Annotated in this window: 13 protein-coding genes; 7 read left to right on the forward strand and 6 right to left on the reverse strand. The window is 46.9% G+C overall.

Translation table 11 applies throughout. From position 1 onward, the window contains the following. Positions 1-53: 53 nt before the first annotated feature. From KW844_RS26090 to KW844_RS26100, 3 genes are all read right to left on the reverse strand, one after another. On the reverse strand, positions 54-2,378 hold the full coding sequence (locus tag KW844_RS26090) for a TonB-dependent receptor (RefSeq protein ID WP_218379712.1): 2,325 nt from the start codon (positions 2,376-2,378) through the stop codon (positions 54-56). Positions 2,379-2,393: 15 nt separating this feature from the next. Further along, positions 2,394-3,485, reverse strand: coding sequence for a PepSY domain-containing protein (locus KW844_RS26095; protein WP_218379713.1), 1,092 nt, complete (start codon positions 3,483-3,485; stop codon positions 2,394-2,396). 624 nt (positions 3,486-4,109) lie between these two features. Then, on the reverse strand, positions 4,110-5,351 hold the full coding sequence (locus KW844_RS26100) for a pyridoxal phosphate-dependent aminotransferase family protein (RefSeq protein WP_218379714.1): 1,242 nt from the start codon (positions 5,349-5,351) through the stop codon (positions 4,110-4,112). Between the two features lie 173 nt (positions 5,352-5,524). On the opposite strand from KW844_RS26100, the gene pafA reads away from it, so the two are divergent. The 3 genes from pafA to KW844_RS26115 all read left to right on the forward strand — a co-directional run bounded on the left by pafA (position 5,525) and on the right by KW844_RS26115 (position 8,822). Further along, positions 5,525-7,192 carry an alkaline phosphatase PafA gene (pafA, locus tag KW844_RS26105; protein WP_218379715.1) on the forward strand — a complete coding sequence of 556 codons (1,668 nt, stop codon included), beginning with the start codon at positions 5,525-5,527 and terminating at the stop codon, positions 7,190-7,192. Between the two features lie 162 nt (positions 7,193-7,354). Beyond that, complete coding sequence (locus KW844_RS26110; RefSeq protein ID WP_218379716.1) at positions 7,355-8,134, forward strand: enoyl-CoA hydratase/isomerase family protein; 780 nt, start codon at positions 7,355-7,357, stop codon at positions 8,132-8,134. Between the two features lie 37 nt (positions 8,135-8,171). Further along, positions 8,172-8,822 (forward strand): hypothetical protein, encoded by a 651-nt coding sequence (locus tag KW844_RS26115; RefSeq protein WP_218379717.1) that lies wholly within the window; start codon positions 8,172-8,174, stop codon positions 8,820-8,822. 233 nt (positions 8,823-9,055) lie between these two features. Here KW844_RS26115 and KW844_RS26120 read toward each other — a convergent pair whose 3' ends face one another. Continuing rightward, positions 9,056-9,415 carry a hypothetical protein gene (locus KW844_RS26120; protein ID WP_218379718.1) on the reverse strand — a complete coding sequence of 120 codons (360 nt, stop codon included), beginning with the start codon at positions 9,413-9,415 and terminating at the stop codon, positions 9,056-9,058. 195 nt (positions 9,416-9,610) lie between these two features. On the opposite strand from KW844_RS26120, the gene KW844_RS26125 reads away from it, so the two are divergent. From KW844_RS26125 to KW844_RS26135, 3 genes are all read left to right on the forward strand, one after another. Beyond that, a complete protein-coding gene (locus tag KW844_RS26125) occupies positions 9,611-11,032 on the forward strand; it encodes a tetratricopeptide repeat protein (RefSeq protein ID WP_218379719.1) in 1,422 nt (473 codons plus the stop codon). A gap of 179 nt (positions 11,033-11,211) precedes the next feature. Then, positions 11,212-11,976, forward strand: a complete 765-nt coding sequence (locus KW844_RS26130) for a phosphosulfolactate synthase (protein ID WP_073083329.1) — start codon at positions 11,212-11,214, stop codon at positions 11,974-11,976. Between the two features lie 92 nt (positions 11,977-12,068). After that, on the forward strand, positions 12,069-12,800 hold the full coding sequence (locus KW844_RS26135; protein WP_218379720.1) for a shikimate dehydrogenase: 732 nt from the start codon (positions 12,069-12,071) through the stop codon (positions 12,798-12,800). Between the two features lie 89 nt (positions 12,801-12,889). Here the strand turns inward: KW844_RS26135 and KW844_RS26140 are convergent, their stop codons facing one another. Further along, positions 12,890-13,687 (reverse strand): bifunctional 2-polyprenyl-6-hydroxyphenol methylase/3-demethylubiquinol 3-O-methyltransferase UbiG, encoded by a 798-nt coding sequence (locus KW844_RS26140; protein ID WP_218379721.1) that lies wholly within the window; start codon positions 13,685-13,687, stop codon positions 12,890-12,892. Positions 13,688-13,760: 73 nt separating this feature from the next. On the opposite strand from KW844_RS26140, the gene truB reads away from it, so the two are divergent. Beyond that, entirely contained in the window at positions 13,761-14,450 is a 690-nt protein-coding gene (truB, locus tag KW844_RS26145; protein WP_218379722.1) for a tRNA pseudouridine(55) synthase TruB, read from the forward strand. 69 nt (positions 14,451-14,519) lie between these two features. Here the strand turns inward: truB and KW844_RS26150 are convergent, their stop codons facing one another. Then, entirely contained in the window at positions 14,520-16,955 is a 2,436-nt protein-coding gene (locus tag KW844_RS26150) for a BamA/TamA family outer membrane protein (RefSeq protein ID WP_255578638.1), read from the reverse strand. Between the last annotated feature and the right edge of the window lie 50 nt (positions 16,956-17,005).

Raw genomic sequence — 17,005 nt, forward strand, 5'->3', positions numbered from 1 at the left:
ACGAAAAAGCCCATCGCAACTGCGATGGGCTTTTCGTTTATACCGTGATTCATTTAGAACCTGTAATTAAGACCGAGGTTGAATCTCGCGCCGGTACCTTTTATGTAGCTGTCGGTTACCACACGGGACTGCGCCAGTACCGGGTAGTAGTCAGCATTCAGCAGGTTATCCACTCCTAAACGCAAAGTAGTAGCCTTGTTGAAGTGAAAAGCTGTATACAGGTTTACCAGGTTGAAACTGCTTACAGGGCCGGTACCGAGGTCCCAATCGCCTTTAGCATTTGTAGTGAAGCGCCGGCGGGTGCCGCTGTAGATATAATACACGCCCAGATCCAGTTTTTCACGGATCGGCGAGTAGTTTACGTTTACCGTTGCTTTATCAGGCGTGATGCGACTTCCAGGCAGGTATACCTTCCCGGTAGCCGTTTCTTTTTTGCCCTCCACATGAGAGTAGGAAGCATTTACCGTCAGGTTAGGCAGGAACTGGTAACCGGCTGTGAATTCAAAACCGGTAATGTGCTCAGGGGCACGCTCAGGAGTGGCTACCCCGTTGATATCCACCAGACTGCTACCGAGGTTGGAGGTGCTGATAAAGTAAGCGCCGCTGGCATTGAATTTCCCTATGTTACTGTTGAAGCCCGCCTCGTAGTTGTTGGTGATGATCGCATCTGTTTGGATGGAACCTTTTACACTGGCGCCACCCGGAACATCTTTGGCCAGGCGTAAGGTGCGTCCGAGGTCGTACAAACTAAAACTCTGGGAGAAGCTGATGAACGGGTTGAAATAATCGAACCTTGTATAACGCAGGCCTGCATTATACGTAAGCGCATCATAAGGGAGATTACCACCTTTCACGTTTACGCCACCGGCGTAGTTACCGAATTTAATGGTAGTGAAATCAGGAATGTCGAGTGAAACGTTTTCGTAGCGCGCGCCAGCCTTCAGCAGGAAATCCTTGAAGATATAGGCCTTCAGCTGTGCATACGGCGCATAGTTTTTCATATCCATTTTAGGAACAAACCTGCGTCCGTCTACCAATGGTTGTTCGGTTACGTCGTTGAGTACGTCCACACCGTAGGTGATATCACCATTCAGGTTAGGACTGATATTCAACAGGGTATTGAAATTGGCGCGAATACCTTTTTTTCGGGAGGTGATGGCAGAGTTACCACCGCCTTCGTAGAAGTCAGAATATTCAAAGATGGTATAAAAGTCCTGGTAGTAGATATTCACATCCAGGGAGGTATTTCTGAAGAGGTGTTTGTTGGTGTACGTAAGATAGGCGTTGTGGTTATAGGGCGTACCTTGTTTCGCACCTGGCAGAGTACCCAATACCCCGATGATTGGGCTTTCACCAAACTTACCGCCAGAGTTGATATAGGTCGAGTTTTGCATGGTGCGGTAGTAGTTATACATCACTTCAATACGGTTGTTATCGTTGATGTTATAGCCTACTTTGGCAAATGCATTGATGTTCTCGTTTTGAGCGAGGGATTGAAAAGGCGCGATCACTTCGCCTTTAGCGTCTTTGTAGACACCGGTTTGCTCGTAGGTACCGCTTACCACATAATCGAATTTATGGAGGGTGCCACTGAGTGTTTGTGATACGCGGCCGCCCAGGCTATTGGCAGCGTTGGTAAGCGATCCGGCGGTGCTTACATCGGTGCTGCCGCTGATTTTTTTATCTGTGGTTGCTTTTTTAGTGATGAAGTTGATGATGCCACCATCGGCGCCATTGCCATAGATGGCGGTGGCTCCTTTGATGATTTCCACTCTTTCGATGACGGATACGTCGATGCTGCGCATGTCTTTATCGCCATTGCGGAGGGGCGTGGATTGAGGGATGCCGTCAATCATGATGAGCATGCTGCGGCCCCGGAGGGTTTCCCCCTTTTTAGTGGCCGTGTTGGTTCCCAGGGTAAGGCCTGGTACATTGAGGCCCAGCAACTGGTTAATATCTGTGGTGATGGCGCTTTGTTCCTGCAGTTGTTTGGCAGTGATGATGGTGATGGAGCTAGGCACTGTCCCGATGGTTTCCTTATTACGACCGGCGGTTACCACTACTTCCCCAAGGCCTACTTTGGCATTGTCGACCTGGAAGTTGACGGTAATATTATCGTTTTTCAGTTCAACTTCTTTTTCAATGGTCGTATAGCCGATACCGGTAGCGATCAGTTTGTAGCTGCCTGGCTTCACGTCACGGATGGTGAAGGTGCCGTCGGCCGTGGTGATGGCGTGTTTCTGGGTGCCGGCCAGGTATATACGGAGTCCGGGTACGGCATTGCTGGTGCTGTCCTGGATTTTTCCGGTGATATTTTGTGCAGCGAGTTGTAAGGTCGTGAGTAATAGTGCTATGCTAAAAGAAATGATCCTTTTCATTTGTATTCCAGTTAATTACCCTTTTTGCAGGGTTTTCCGTTGTGATGTGATAATAAATTTGCGGCGGTACCATATCAGGAAACCTGATAAGGAGAGCAGTCCGGGGGCGAGTCCAAACAAGGACCAGATGATTTTCAGCGGAAGGCCGCCGTAGTTGCCGAAATGTAGTTGTGGTACGATAGCGGCGAATTTGTCAGTAAACTTAGCATTATGGATGGCGGCGATTTTTTGTACTTCACCGGTTTTGTTGTCGAAATAAACAGATGAGCCGGATTCGCCCCAGATGCGACTTTCGCCGGCATGGCCGAGGATGCGGACCGGCGCATCAGCCTTTTTGGGCGGGCGTATACCCATTACCGTGAGGCCGGGTATAGCTTTGCGGGCGGTGGTTACCAGCTGATCGTAATCCAGGTGGGTGGGTATTTCTTTAGTGGGGGCCAGCTTGCCTTTGCGGGAGTCAATCACCTTTTGCACCATGATGATGCCGGTGATCACCATCACAAGGTTAAACAGGATGGCCCATACGCCCAGGATGCGGTGCAGGTTGCGCCAGCGGCGGTTGTGGTGGCTCCATTCCAGTTTTACCCTGAAAGTGAGGACTTTGCCGAAGGCGTGGCGGTAGATCCAGGTACCGGTAAGCAGGGAAATAGCCAGGAGTATGGCGGTAACCAGTATGATTTGTGCGCCTGTTTTGCCGGAAAGCAGGGAAAAATGGAAGAACAGCACCTTGCCCATGAAATAGTCCGTATTTCCTCTTTGGGCCACTATTTGGGCTGTATAGGGGTTTAGGAAGAAGTATACTTTTTTCTCTGCATTGTATTCCGCGCGGATGATGGTGGTTTCTGCGGGCGATTGCGGCAGGTGCGTTACCATCAGGTAGGGGTGCTCCGGCAGGAGGCGGTTGCGTACCGCCTGGAATTGTTGTTGCAGCGGAAGGTATTGATTAGCAGGAGAGATGTGGTAGTTATGATGGTACAATGCCTCGTCCAGCTCATCGTTGAATACCAGCATGGAGCCGGTAATACTGATGAGCAGGAGCAGGAGGCCTGCAACGAGGCCGGCCAGGCGGTGCACTATAAACATTTGCTTACTCCAGATCTTTTTCAAGCCTTATTTAGTTGTCTTCCTTATCAATAAAAAACCGGCAGGCACGAATGTGCTATTAGGAATCGTTGTTATATTTTAACAATGAGGGACCTGATACTTTTCTGAGCCACTTTTTTTCTTGCGATGCAAAGGTAGAACAGTCCTGCTTTTTTCATTTACGCAATGCGGAAAATTATTGTGAAAATGGTGAGTCACTGATTTATTATAGCAGTAAGTGTTTTTAACAAGCCGTTAACAAAATACCACGTTAGTGTTATAAAATCTTTGCAGGAGAAGTCTATTTTTGAATAGAATCAAATGCGAATGATTTCTGAATTATAGAAATCATCACGATATAAATAATTTGGAATCAATAGATTCTAACTTTCTATGAAGACCAGTTCTCTACCATGTCCTAATGAAAACAAGTGAACTTTACACCTAGTGAAAGAACGATTTGTTGTAAGGGCTGCGCACAAGGCGCGGCCCTTTTTGTGTTTACCAGGAACTGAGGAAGGCATCGGTTATGTCTGCCTAAACAGAAAGCCTTCAGATTTCCATTATACAGATGCGGCATAGGCTAAAACGAAACCGCCCCTGTACCGGAGGTACAAGGGCGGTTTCGTAAAAATATTCAGTAGGAAATTACACCATTGGAATTTCTGCCACCTCATACACTTTAGCATCCAGTTTCGCTTTGGTTTCGCTGAAAGCCTTCAGTGTCAGTTCGATATCTTCATCGTTATGTGCTGCAGTAGGGATGATGCGGTAAATGATCTGTCCTTTAGGGATAACCGGGTATACCACGATAGAACAGAAGATATTGTAGTTTTCGCGCAGATCCAGGCACATAGCAGTAGCCTCAGGAATATCACCCTGCAGGTAGATAGGCGTAACCGGAGAATTGGTGCTGCCGATATTGAAGCCTCTGTCTTTCAGACCCTGCTGGAGTTTACGTACGTTATCCCAGAGTTTTGCTTTAAACTCAGGGTGTTTGCGCATCAGCTGCACACGTTTCAGGTGACCGATAACGATAGGCAGTGGGAGTGATTTTGCAAAGATCTGGGAGCGCATGTTATAGCGCAGGTAGTTGATGATGGCCTTATCACCGCTGATGAAACCACCGATAGAAGCACCGGATTTAGCAAAAGTGTTGAACAGCAGGTCAATTTTATCCTGCACACCCTGTTCTTCACCGGTACCGGCACCAGTAGCACCCATGGTACCGAAGCCATGCGCATCGTCTACCATCAGGCGGAATTCAAATTTATCTTTCAGTGCAGCAATTTCTTTCAGTTTACCCTGATCACCGGCCATACCAAATACGCCTTCTGTGATAACGAGGATACCACCACCGGAAGTTTTAGCCAGTTCAGTAGCACGTTTCAGTTGTTTTTCCAGGTCTTCGATATCGTTGTGTTTAAACACATAACGGTGACCCTGGTGCAAACGCAGCCCGTCGATCAGGCAGGCGTGTGCTTCCGCATCGTAAACGATGATGTCGCGGCGGTTACATATAGCATCAATGGCACTCATAAAACCCTGGTAACCATAGTTTACCAGCGTAGTATCTTCTTTACCCATGTAGTCGGAAAGCTCTTTCTCCAGTTGCTCGTGGTAATTGGTGTTACCAGTCATCATGCGCGCTCCCATTGGAGTAGCTAATCCAAATTCAGCGGCAGCCTGTGCATCAGCGGCACGTACTTCCGGGTGGTTGGCCAGTCCCAGATAGTTGTTCAGGCTCCATACAATTTTCTCTTTGCCCCGGAAATTCATGCGGGGACCTATTTCTCCTTCCAGTTTAGGGAATGCGAAATAGCCATGGGCTCTGTCTGAATGTTCCCCAATAGGGCCCATATGTTTCAGCAGTTTCTCGAAAATATCCATATGCTATATTATGAAATGGTTAATTACCTTTATTAAAAACGGACACAAAGGTATTAAAATATTAGTTTTTGTAAACTTGAGTTCGATTTGTAAATACCAGCCGACTAATAAAAAAATCGCGCCAAACCATTACAATCTTGGATTTTAGTCATATACAAAATAAGTTAAATTTGATGAAACGATTTTACCATTTATCCTGCCTGTTGCTATTGGCGGTTACCACAGCTTATGCCCAGAAGGCCACTTCGCCGAAACCATTTAATCATGTGAGCACTAAAAAAAATGTTAAAACTGCCGCTAGACCCAAATTGGTGGTGGGAATGGTGGTTGATCAGATGCGCTGGGATTACCTCTACCGCTATGGCAGCAGGTACGGCGCCGGTGGTTTTAATAGATTACTCCACGAAGGATTCTCCTGCGAAAATACGTTAATTAATTATACACCCACCATTACGGCCTGCGGCCATACCTGTGTATATACGGGTTCCGTTCCTGCCATCCACGGTATCATCGGTAACAGCTGGTTTAGTCCTGACCTGAACCGTTCCGTGTATTGTGCGGAAGATTCGACGGTGACAACCGTGGGCAGCACTTCCAACGCCGGTAAAATGAGTCCCCGCAATATGCTGGTGACCACCATTGGGGATGAACTGCGCCTGTCCAACAACTTTCAGAGTAAAGTGATTGGCGTAGCCATCAAAGATCGCGGTGCTATCCTGCCTGCCGGCCACAGTGCCAATGCCGCCTATTGGTACGATGGTACCACCGGCAACTGGGTAACCAGCACTTATTACATGAAGGAGTTGCCGCAGTGGGCCACAGATTTCAACAACGAAAAATTACCACAGCAATACCTGGCAAAAGCCTGGACACCTATGTATCCGCGTGCTTCCTACAAACTGAGCACCACCGACGAAAAGCCGTATGAAGGCAGGTATAAAAATGCTACTAACAGCTCTTTCCCACATGAACTGAGCGGTATTGCGAATTCAGCGATTGCTGCTACTCCTTACGGCAATACCATGACCCTGGAGTTTGCGAAGAAAGCGATGGAAGCTAACCAGCTGGGACAGGGATCAGTAACGGATTTCCTGGCTATCAGCCTGTCGTCAACCGACTATGTGGGTCACCAGTTTGGCCCTAACAGTATTGAAATTGAGGATACTTACCTGCGCCTGGACCAGGATCTGGCTACTTTCTTCCAATACCTGGATGCTAAAGTGGGTAAAGGTAATTACCTGTTTTTTATCACAGCTGACCATGGTGTAGCCCATGTGCCGGGCTTTATGGAAGAAAACAAACTCCCGGGTGGTCTGTGGAATGATAATGCGGCTATGGCGTCCGTTAACGAGGAAGTGAATGCTAAATTTGGTATTAAAGGGGCGATACGTGCGGTGGAAAACTATCAGTTCTGGTTGAATCATGCTGCCATTGAGGCTGCTGGTAAAAGCGAATCGGATGTGGAAGCATTTATTATTTCCCGCCTGATGAAATCTCCGGCCATCGCTAATGCTTTTGCTCTGAAGGATCTGGATGATGTTATCCTGCCTTCTGTGATGCGCAATATGTTTACCAATGGCCTGAACGCCAAGCGTAGCGGCGATATTCAGGTGATACTGACACCGGGCTATATCGACGGTGGCAAAACCGGTACCACACACGGTTTATGGTATCCGTACGATGCACATATTCCACTGGTTTGGATGGGCTGGGGCGTGCGTACTGGTAAATCTAACCGTACCGTAGGTATGACTGATATTGCACCTACCATTGCCGCCCTGCTGCAGATCCAGATGCCCAGCGGTAACGTAGGACATGTGATTGAAGAGGCGATCCGATAATAATCGTATAGTCACTGCTGTGAGCTTCAATTGAGTACGGATTAAGGTTTTTTTCTTACATTGCTGTCACTCTCACGGTGAGAATAGGGAAAGGTGTAACGGGAGTTCAATATCCCGTTACACCTTTTCAGTTTCCCGGAGGGTGCAACTAAACATTGACACATGGCTTATTCGTTCTTACTGTATACGGTGGCCGAAAGGATAGCCACGATTTCGCTGAACCGTACCGACAAGCGCAATGCGCTGAATGGGGCGCTGGTAGCGGAGTTGCGGCAGGCATTTGCACAGGCCGGCCATGATGAGCAGGTAAAGGTGATTATTTTAAAGGGAGAAGGCGAGGCTTTTTGTGCCGGTGCGGACCTTGACTACCTGCAGCAGTTGCAGCAAAATACCTATGCAGAAAATCTGGCTGACTCCCGTGAACTGATGTCTTTATTTAGGGAGATTTACGAACTTGACAAGATAGTGATAGCCCAGGTAGAAGGCCATGCCATAGCAGGTGGCAGTGGGTTGGTAACCGTATGTGACCTGAGTTATGTGGTGCCTGAAGCGAAGATGGGGTATACGGAGGTGAAGATTGGTTTTATTCCTGCGCTGGTAGCAGTTTTCCTGGTGCGCAAGATCGGAGAGGGGCGTGCGAAGGAGTTGCTGCTGACTGGCAAATTAATATCAGCGGCAGAAGCGGCGGCGGCCAACCTGATTACTGCGGTGGTACCTGCAGGAGAGATACAGGAATATGTGGCTAAAGTGGCTATGGGCTTGTGTAACGAGGCTTCGGCCAATTCCCTTAAAGTGACCAAAAAATTGATTGGCACAGTGTTGGACCATACCTTACCGGACAGCCTGGAATATGCAGCGCAGCAGAATGCGGCCACCCGTGGCCATGCGGATTGCAAGCGTGGTATTGCAGCCTTTTTAAACAAGGAAAAGCTGACCTGGTAGCAGTGGTTGAACGCTACCGATGAAAAACGACCATACTATGTCACACCGGTTTTTAACAACGTTTTTATGCCTGTGGATCAGCGTTAGCGCAATGGCGCAACGTACGATATCAGATGCCAAAATCACCTACAGGATGGATTTGCCGCCAGAAATGGCGCAAACCGATGCTATGCTGCAAAACAGCAGTTTAACTATTTACATGAGGAGTTACCTGAGCAGGGTAGAAATTAATTTTAACATCGTTAACTACGTTTACCTGATCAACAGCCGGGAAAGAACAATGACCACGCTGATTGACCAGCATGGGTCCAGGTACCTTATCCGCAACAGCAAGGAGCAGTTTGATAAGGATATGAAGCAATACGAGGGTACTAAATTCGCAGATCAGGCGGAAAAAAAGGAAATCGCCGGCTATACCTGCAAAAAGGCGCTGGCGACCATGCCGGATGGTAAAACCTATGTACTTTATTATACGCCCGATTTAGTGCCCGAAAACAGGCTCTATAACCAACGTTTTACTAATTTGAAGGGGTTGGTACTGGAATACGAAATTCATACAAAAACGGGGTCCACCATCACCGTTACGGCTACTAAGGTGGAGTTGATTCCAGTGCCGGCGTCGTATTTTGATGTGCCGAGGAGTGGGTATAAGGAGGTGAGTCAGCAGGAGCTGAAGAATATGAATTAAGTGAACAGATGATATGTTATTGGTGCCGGTCCCGGATGGGCCGGCATTTTGTTTTTGAACAGGAAGGGAGATAATTACCGGTCTGAATCTTTACTGATTGTAAAACAAAGATGGCAATACCAATAAACGTTATCGGGATCTTCCATAAGTGACAGGCCTCCTGTATCTCCATTTAAGAAAAAAAAAGGCCGGTCAACCGACCAGCCTTATGATATTGTACTGAAGAAACGTTATCAACCTTTTTTAAGCGGCAGAATGATCTGCAAGCGCTGGAAATTGAGGTTACCAGGCATTTGTTGCTGCACTTGTACACTGTAAGGTACCACGTAGGTGACATTACCTTTTGTATAAGTCATCACCTGCTGAAAGTTTACAGACTCAACGTTGTCGGTTTTGGTAAACTTAAAGTCAGAACTAAATGCACCTGAGTTACGGTAACTGGCATCCAGGCCCAAATTAGTCTTGGGCATTGCCGTGTTCAGGACAAAGCGGTTGTTCTCCGTCTTTTTCACCTTGTCTTTGTTATCGTTGGGCAAAAAGCTATTATTTGCCATGGCTTCAACAGCGAATAGCGCCATAGCGCTTGCCAACATGCAAGACAATGAAAAGACCCTTAATATGTTAGTTTTCGTTTTCATTGCATTACAAAGATACAACAACTTCTCTTAATTATATAACAAATTTTTAACGGTCTGAAAGAGGAAACCTTAACAAAATGTTAAAAAATTTATAAATAGTTTAGCGTCACTGCTTTTTGGCGGATACGGAAATTGTTTATATTTACAGTAATGAGTAAAGACTTTTCATTTTTAAACGAGGATTTTGATGATCTGAGAGATTTATTGCAGCAGTTTGAAAACCTCAGAGCTGGTAAGTCTCATTCTTTTTTGGACGAAGATTCATTTGAGCAGATCATAGACTATTACGACGAGCATGATGAAATGCCCATAGCATTGCAGGCCGCTGAAATAGCCATAGAACAATTTCCCTTTTCCGCCGCACTCCTGTTAAAAAAGGCCAGCTTACTTATCGAGACGAAAAAATACCCGGAAGCGCTCGATATGCTTGAAAAAGCAGCCGTTCTTGATAAAACTGATATCAATCTCTACATCCTGCAAACAGACGTTTACCTGGCGCTCAACCAGCACCAGAAAGCCGCTGCTGTGCTCAAAGAGCAGATTGACCAGTTCGACGGGGACGACCGCACCGAGTTATTGCTGGAACTGGCAGATGTGTATGACGACTGGGAAGAATTTGAAAAAGTGTTCGATTGCCTGAAAATGGCGCTGGAACATGATCCGAACAACGAGGAAGCCTTGCATAAAATCTGCTTTTGGACGGAGTTCACAGGTCGCAATGAGGAAAGTATCCGCCTGCATACCTGGATAATCGACGAGAGTCCCTATAATCACCTGGCCTGGTTCAACCTGGGTACAGCCTATCAGGGGCTTAAGCTCTATGAAAAATCCATCGATGCCTACCAGTATGCGCTGGTCATTGATGAGAAATTTGATTATGCATACCGTAACCTTGGCGATGCCTACATCCGCCTGCGTAAATACGCAGAAGCAATCGAGGTCCTGTCCAAGCACCTGGAAATAGCAAAGCCGGAAGATGTGATTTATGAGGCTATTGGCCATTGTTATGAGCGCCAGCGCAAATACACCCAGGCAAGGTATTATTACCGTAAAGCATCCCATCTGAGCCCCAATGATGACAAGCTCTACTATAAAATAGCAGTAGCTTACATGATGGAGGCAAACTGGCCCAATGCCGTTAAATCTCTTCAAAATGCATTGAAAATCAATAAGAACAGTGCTGAATATAATATGAGTATGGGCGAGTGCCTGCTCGAAATGGATAAATGCAAGGAAGCGCTGGCTTTTTTCATGAATGCCGTGCGAACCCGTCCTAAGAGCGTATCCACCTGGCAGGAGCTGATCAGAGGCCTTTATATAGGCGGATTCCTGGAAGAAGCCCTCGTACAGCTGAATGCCGCAGAAGAGAAAGCAGGCCGCAAGCCGGTGTTCCAGTACTACCGTGCTGCCATCCTCATCACCATGGGTAAAACCAAGGAGGGGCTGCTGCACCTGGAAACAGCACTGCAACAAAATGCCAAGGCCGTGAAAAAATTAGTAGAGCTGGATCCCGCTATTTTACAGCATGTGAGTGTGGTCGACATGATTGCACAGTACCGTAGGAAACGTTAACCAATGTTATTTCCTTTTAAAATAAAGTATACTTCTTATTTTTGCGCCGGTTTTTAATTGTCATGGTTAAAAACAATACTATTTCCGGTTACTAAAATTGCCCGCTAAGCTATCCCATAGTGCCTGGCTAAGTTAGTTGAGTGTTTTAATGACCATTAAGATGATAAAAATATTACTAAATGAATTTTAATCTGACACAAATCCCGGAAAGGACTCAGAAACCTCGGCAACATGGACTCACTATGGTCATGGATAAGGGGCTTAGTTTGGAAGAAGCACGTAATTTTTTATCCGCGGCGTCGCCACACGTTGATATCGTTAAGTTAGGTTTTGGTACCTCGTTCGTTACCCCTAACCTGCGCCAGAAAATTGAGTTGTACCAGGCTGCCAACATCCCTGTGTATTTTGGCGGTACCCTGTTTGAAGCTTTCCTGATTCGTAATCAGTTCGAAGAATATGTAAGAACCGTTCAGGATTATGGCATCTCCTACATGGAGGTATCTGATGGTTCTATCATCATCCCTCACGCTGAAAAATGCGGCTATATCGAAAAACTGGCAAAACTGGGGCTCGTATTGAGCGAAGTAGGTTCCAAAGACGCAGAACACATCATTCCTCCATACAAATGGATCGAACTGATGAGCGCTGAATTGTCGGCCGGTGCCACTTACGTAATCGCTGAAGCACGCGAAAGCGGCAACGTAGGTATCTATCGCGGCTCAGGTGAGGTGCGCGAAGGGCTGGTGCAGGAAATCCTGACACAGATCCCAGCTGAAAAAATTATCTGGGAAGCACCACAAAAAGCACAACAGCTTTACTTCCTGGAATTGGTAGGCTGCAACGCCAACCTCGGTAACCTGGCTCCCCATGAGGTGATCTCCCTGGAAGCTATGCGCGTAGGACTGCGTGGAGATACCTTCCACCTGTTCCTCGACAAGGAATAATGATCTCCTGATTTAGTATCAGCAAATTATAGTAGGGATTTTGTGCATCACAAAATCCCTACGTCTTTATAAACCTATCAACTAATATCTGCATGAAAACATATGGTCTTATAGGCTACCCCCTCAGTCATTCTTTCTCCAAAGGATATTTTGCAGAGAAGTTTAAGAAAGAAGCCATCGCAGACTGTGTATACGAAAACTTTCCCATCGCGGATATTGCCACCTTCCCCACCTTGTTTCATCAGCAGGAGGACCTTTGCGGACTGAATGTAACCATTCCCTATAAAGAAGTAGTGATCCCTTTCCTGGACGATTTAAGCGATGCTGCCCGTGCTATTGGCGCTGTAAACTGCATCCGTTTGGAAGAAGGTAAGAAAATAGGCTACAATACAGATGTAATCGGGTTTACCAACTCACTGAAGCCATTGCTGCAACCACAGCATACCCACGCACTCGTACTGGGTACAGGTGGTGCTGCCAAGGCTGTTATGTATGCCCTGCGTGAACTGCAGATATCGTATACAGTGGTGAGCCGCACGGCCAGTGAAGCAACCGTGGCCTATACATCTCTCGATAAAAAAATAATAGAACAAAACACCCTGATTATAAACACCACCCCGTTGGGAATGTACCCGAATGTAGATGCCCAGCCGCCAATTCCTTATGAGTTCATCGGTAGTCAGCACCTGCTGTACGACCTGGTATATAACCCGCCAGTGACCAGGTTTTTACAATTGGGAGAAGAAAAAGGCGCTGCCATCAAGAATGGGCATGAAATGTTGATATTGCAGGCGGAGGCAGCGTGGGAAATTTGGAATAGCTAACTTTATTTTCCTGATATTTCCCCTCGCCATCGGCGAGGGGAAATATCAGGAGTTTACAACACCTTGGTCCTGTAAACTCCTGATAAGAATTATCGTGGCTTAATCATGTAATACACACAGGTAGTCAGGAAATCCCTGAAATAAGGTATGGCGGCAATAGGTCCGAGTTGTTTCTTCGCGCTCACCCCAAATTTATACTTGTAAATTGGATTGATCAGGTAAAACCTGCGCTGGGAAATATCATATCCCTGACGCTTCACGAAGCGCTCAAAACGTTCGATAGAAATCCCGGTATCTTTTACTTCCATCAGGTCAATGATGACATCCTGCTTTTCACCGAAAGCTTTTAAAACGCCCCTGTAGAGCGGCCTTGGCAGCAAATGGATGTAAGGCACCATGCTCAGGAATTTATTTCTGCAAATCTGCTGATGTCCGCCATGAGGCATATACCAGGGTGGAAACCCGAAATATATCTGCCCGTTAGGACTCAGCAGCTGCTTCATATGACCAATGATTTTCTCCTGGTCAGGAATGTGCTCAATCGCATCTTTGAGGATGATAATATCAAAAGAGTTACGGAACTCTCCTAAAAAATCAACATCATAAATGTTTTTGGCTATGAGCTTCAGTTGCCCGCTGGCGACATAAGATTCCAGGAAGCTGGTAGCCAGCTCAATCCTGTACGGAACCAGGTCTACACCAACGCATTGGCAACCCATCTCCAGGAACGGTGTAAGTACTCCGCCCTCTCCGCAACCCACTTCCATTACCCGCAGGCCCTTTAGCTCCGGGAATTCCTGCTGAATGAAAGGGATCACATAGTCGCGCGAGTTATCCACCTGCTGCTGGTAACGTAATCTGGCGTCTTTATGATGTTCTAATGACATAATTTGAAAATTCCGTGAAAATAGTCAAAAAAAGCAAAACTGAAACCTGATCGCTTAAAGCTATCTTTGCAAAATGCAAACTGAAGAAAAAACAAAATTCCAGGAAGGCGCGGTTATACTCATCAATAAGCCGCTGACGTGGACATCCTTTGACGTTGTACGCAAGATCAGAAATACTACCAAAGCTAAAGTAGGACACGCAGGTACACTGGACCCGCTGGCTACCGGCCTCCTCATTTGCTGTACCGGCAAAATGACCAAAAAAATAAACGAATACCAGGCACAGGAAAAAGAATATACCGGCACCTTTACCCTCGGCGCTACCACGCCTACTTTTGACCTGGAATCTGCACCTGAAAATCCTCAGGATACCAGCCACCTTACCGAAGCAGCTATACTTGCGGCTACACAGCCATTCCTCGGTGAAATCATGCAGCTGCCTCCTATACACTCCGCCATCAAGCAAAATGGCAAGCCTATCTATCACCTGGCCCGCCAGGGTGTGGAAGTAAAGGTGGAACCACGTAAAGTGACCATCAAGGAATTTGAAATCACTAAAATTGAAATGCCGGTAGTGTATTTCAGAGTAGTATGCAGCACGGGAACGTATATACGTTCGCTGGCAAATGACTTTGGCGCTGAGCTGGGTGTGGGCGGTTATATGAGCAGCTTATGCCGCACGCGCATCGGGGAGTTTAAGCTGGAAGATGCTGAGGAGATGAATGATTTTATTGAGAAAAATGCTGTTAAAAAAGCGGAATAAATATACCGGCAGAAAGGTTTTTCGATTGGCGCGGCGCGCCAGCCCTGAAATTCCTATCTGCCGTTCCTTTTAGAAAGGATAACCAATAGCCACGTTCCAGATAATATTTTCCCTTCTCCAGCTGCCACTGCCCAGGTTCCATTCACTCACATACCAGCCATTCTTGTTACCCGTGAAGTAAGGCACTTTCAGCGGAATGCCCCAGTCAAGTCTGATCAGGAAGAACGAGAAGTCCAGCCGCAAACCGGCACCGGTGCCTATTGCCAGGTCATGATAAAACTGATTAATATTAAACGCTGATCCCGGGCGGGCAGGATCGTCCTTGATCATCCAGATATTTCCCATATCCAGGAAGGTAGCGCCTTTCAGGTTGATGGTGCCACCAAACATCCGCAGGAGATCAAACCTGTACTCCACATTTCCTTCCAGCTTCATATCCCCGGTTTGATCCGGGAAGATTTCCGCAGTGGAAGAGCTGTCCTTATAGGAGCCTGGTCCAAGAGTACGCAGGCGCCATGCGCGGATACTGTTTGGTCCGCCGGCAGTAAACTGCCTGACATACGGTAATACCTGTGAATAACTATACGGAATACCGATGCCTGCATATACCCTGGTGGCCAGTCCGCTGTGGATGCCCAGCTTCCAGTAGTGGCGGTAATCGGCTTCTATTTTCACGAAGTTGGAAATACCCACTTTGGTGATGGTTTCCAGGTTGGACTTTTTATTGGTGGCAGCGCTGATAAGGCTGTTGATACCATTGAGCCAGAGGCCGGATTCTTCCACGTTTATGCGGAAGTAGGTGTAGTGGTTCTGGTGCAGCACATCGTTGTTGCTGTATATGTAAGAAATGTTTTCTCCACCAATTAGCGCCGGCTCGAAGCTGCGTTTAAGGTAGGGATTAGGATCTACCACCGTATCCTTAAAATACGGATTGAGGTTTACCCCCACATAGTTTAACGTAAACGGACGTACGATCCAGCGGCGGTAAGAGCTGGAATTCCAGTCGTAGCCATAGGAAAGATTGATACTGGTGATGTCAAATTTTTCCACACGGGAAAGGTAGTTAGCCCCTACGGTAAGCCTGGTTTTTACATTGGAACGTGGGTTTTGGTGGATATTAAATGGCAGCGCAAAGCGTGGCCAGGTGAATCCGAATTCTCCCCCAAACTGTTTGGACTGCAGGGCCCATTTATTATTCGCGTCTTTGATCAGTTCAATACCGGTATTAAGGCCAAAGCCGAACTGCGTAGCAGTTTTGCCCAGGTTGATATGCCGGTAGATAAGGCTCACCCCACTTCCCAGCAGGTAATCGGAGCTATTACTTACCTCAAAATTGACGGCTACTTCCTGTTTTTTACGAGGTGTAAGCATCAGGTAGGCATCCAGGGAGTTGGCGGTATCTTTTGCTTCCTTGTATTGGAGGGTCACAAAGAGCCACAGGCCCAGGTCGTACAGTTTATTGATGGTATTGTTATACTGCTGCAGTGAGTATACTTCGCCTGGGCGCAGCAGAATGGATTTCGACAGTATTTTAGGGCGCAGCATTTCCTGGTGCTGGCGTATGGTAATATATTTCCGGACGTCCTGTTTAAAGGTGGAATCGTTGATATTGCCATTGATCGGGTAGTCGGGATAGGCGTAAATACGGCGGATATGGTATTTCTGCCATTCGCTGAAGGTGCTGTCTTCCGGATTTTTGACAATGATCTCCACGTTCATCGTCGGCTTTTCCCTTCCTTTGTTTTCATTGAAGATGTTAACGAAACCTTCGAAGGGGTTCAGCGGGTTTTTGAAGAGGGCTTTATTAAGCGTGTCCACACTGAATTCTATCGCATCCCTGTTGAACTTATAGTAGCCGGCATCTTTGATGATACGGGTGAGGCGTTCCCTTTCGCTGCTGAAGTTGGCCGATTTGAAGGTGTTCCCTTTTTTGATCATCGACAGCTTTTCGTTGGCCTTTACCACCGCCAGGATGTTGGAGTCAGGTATGTTATAGGTGATCTGGTCTATTACGAAGTTCCTGCCGGTGTTGGCGTTGTATACAACGCTGGTTTTCCGGTTGCTGGTGCTGGTATCAACAGTAACGGTAGCGTAGAAGTAGCCCTGGTTATGGAGGTAGCTGGTCATGCGGTTCAGCGACTCTTTCAGCTTGGTGGTATCGAACACGGAAGGCTCTTCCAGGTTGCGTTCCGCCAGCACGATATTCCAGAACCAGTTGGATTTTTTCTCGTTATACTTCTGGTTATAGAGCCACACTTTGATACGTGTGTTGAGCAGCTTGGAGTTAGGCTGTGCTACCATCAATGATTTGGAGGAAAGGTCGCTGCGGATTTCCTGTTTCTCTGAATTGAGGATATCGCCCTGTACATTGAACTTGCTGCTGATGTAGAGCGACTGGTTCTGCTGCAGGTATTTAGTATTGGAGCATGCGCCCAACAACAGCACTACGGCCAGTAACAGTACATATTTCAGCAGGGATGTCCTTATATTCTGTGGCGGCTGCATCACGGGCGAAAACGTTATAAATATTTTAGTAAGGAAATTGCTGACATGAG

Origin of the sequence: Chitinophaga sp. sic0106, from assembly GCF_019219075.1 — a bacterium.
Lineage (GTDB): Bacteria > Bacteroidota > Bacteroidia > Chitinophagales > Chitinophagaceae > Chitinophaga.

Bases quoted from the DNA above. Each gene is read 5' to 3' on its own strand.
- KW844_RS26090 (WP_218379712.1), bottom strand. From the start codon at position 2,378: ATGAAAAGGATCATTTCTTTTAGCATAGCACTATTACTCACGACCTTA.
- KW844_RS26100 (WP_218379714.1), bottom strand. From the start codon at position 5,351: ATGGATATTTTCGAGAAACTGCTGAAACATATGGGCCCTATTGGGGAA.
- pafA (WP_218379715.1), top strand. From the start codon at position 5,525: ATGAAACGATTTTACCATTTATCCTGCCTGTTGCTATTGGCGGTTACC.
- KW844_RS26110 (WP_218379716.1), top strand. From the start codon at position 7,355: ATGGCTTATTCGTTCTTACTGTATACGGTGGCCGAAAGGATAGCCACG.
- KW844_RS26115 (WP_218379717.1), top strand. From the start codon at position 8,172: ATGTCACACCGGTTTTTAACAACGTTTTTATGCCTGTGGATCAGCGTT.
- KW844_RS26120 (WP_218379718.1), bottom strand. From the start codon at position 9,415: ATGTTGGCAAGCGCTATGGCGCTATTCGCTGTTGAAGCCATGGCAAAT.
- KW844_RS26125 (WP_218379719.1), top strand. From the start codon at position 9,611: ATGAGTAAAGACTTTTCATTTTTAAACGAGGATTTTGATGATCTGAGA.
- KW844_RS26130 (WP_073083329.1), top strand. From the start codon at position 11,212: ATGAATTTTAATCTGACACAAATCCCGGAAAGGACTCAGAAACCTCGG.
- KW844_RS26135 (WP_218379720.1), top strand. From the start codon at position 12,069: ATGAAAACATATGGTCTTATAGGCTACCCCCTCAGTCATTCTTTCTCC.
- KW844_RS26140 (WP_218379721.1), bottom strand. From the start codon at position 13,687: ATGTCATTAGAACATCATAAAGACGCCAGATTACGTTACCAGCAGCAG.
- truB (WP_218379722.1), top strand. From the start codon at position 13,761: ATGCAAACTGAAGAAAAAACAAAATTCCAGGAAGGCGCGGTTATACTC.
- KW844_RS26150 (WP_255578638.1), bottom strand. From the start codon at position 16,955: ATGCAGCCGCCACAGAATATAAGGACATCCCTGCTGAAATATGTACTG.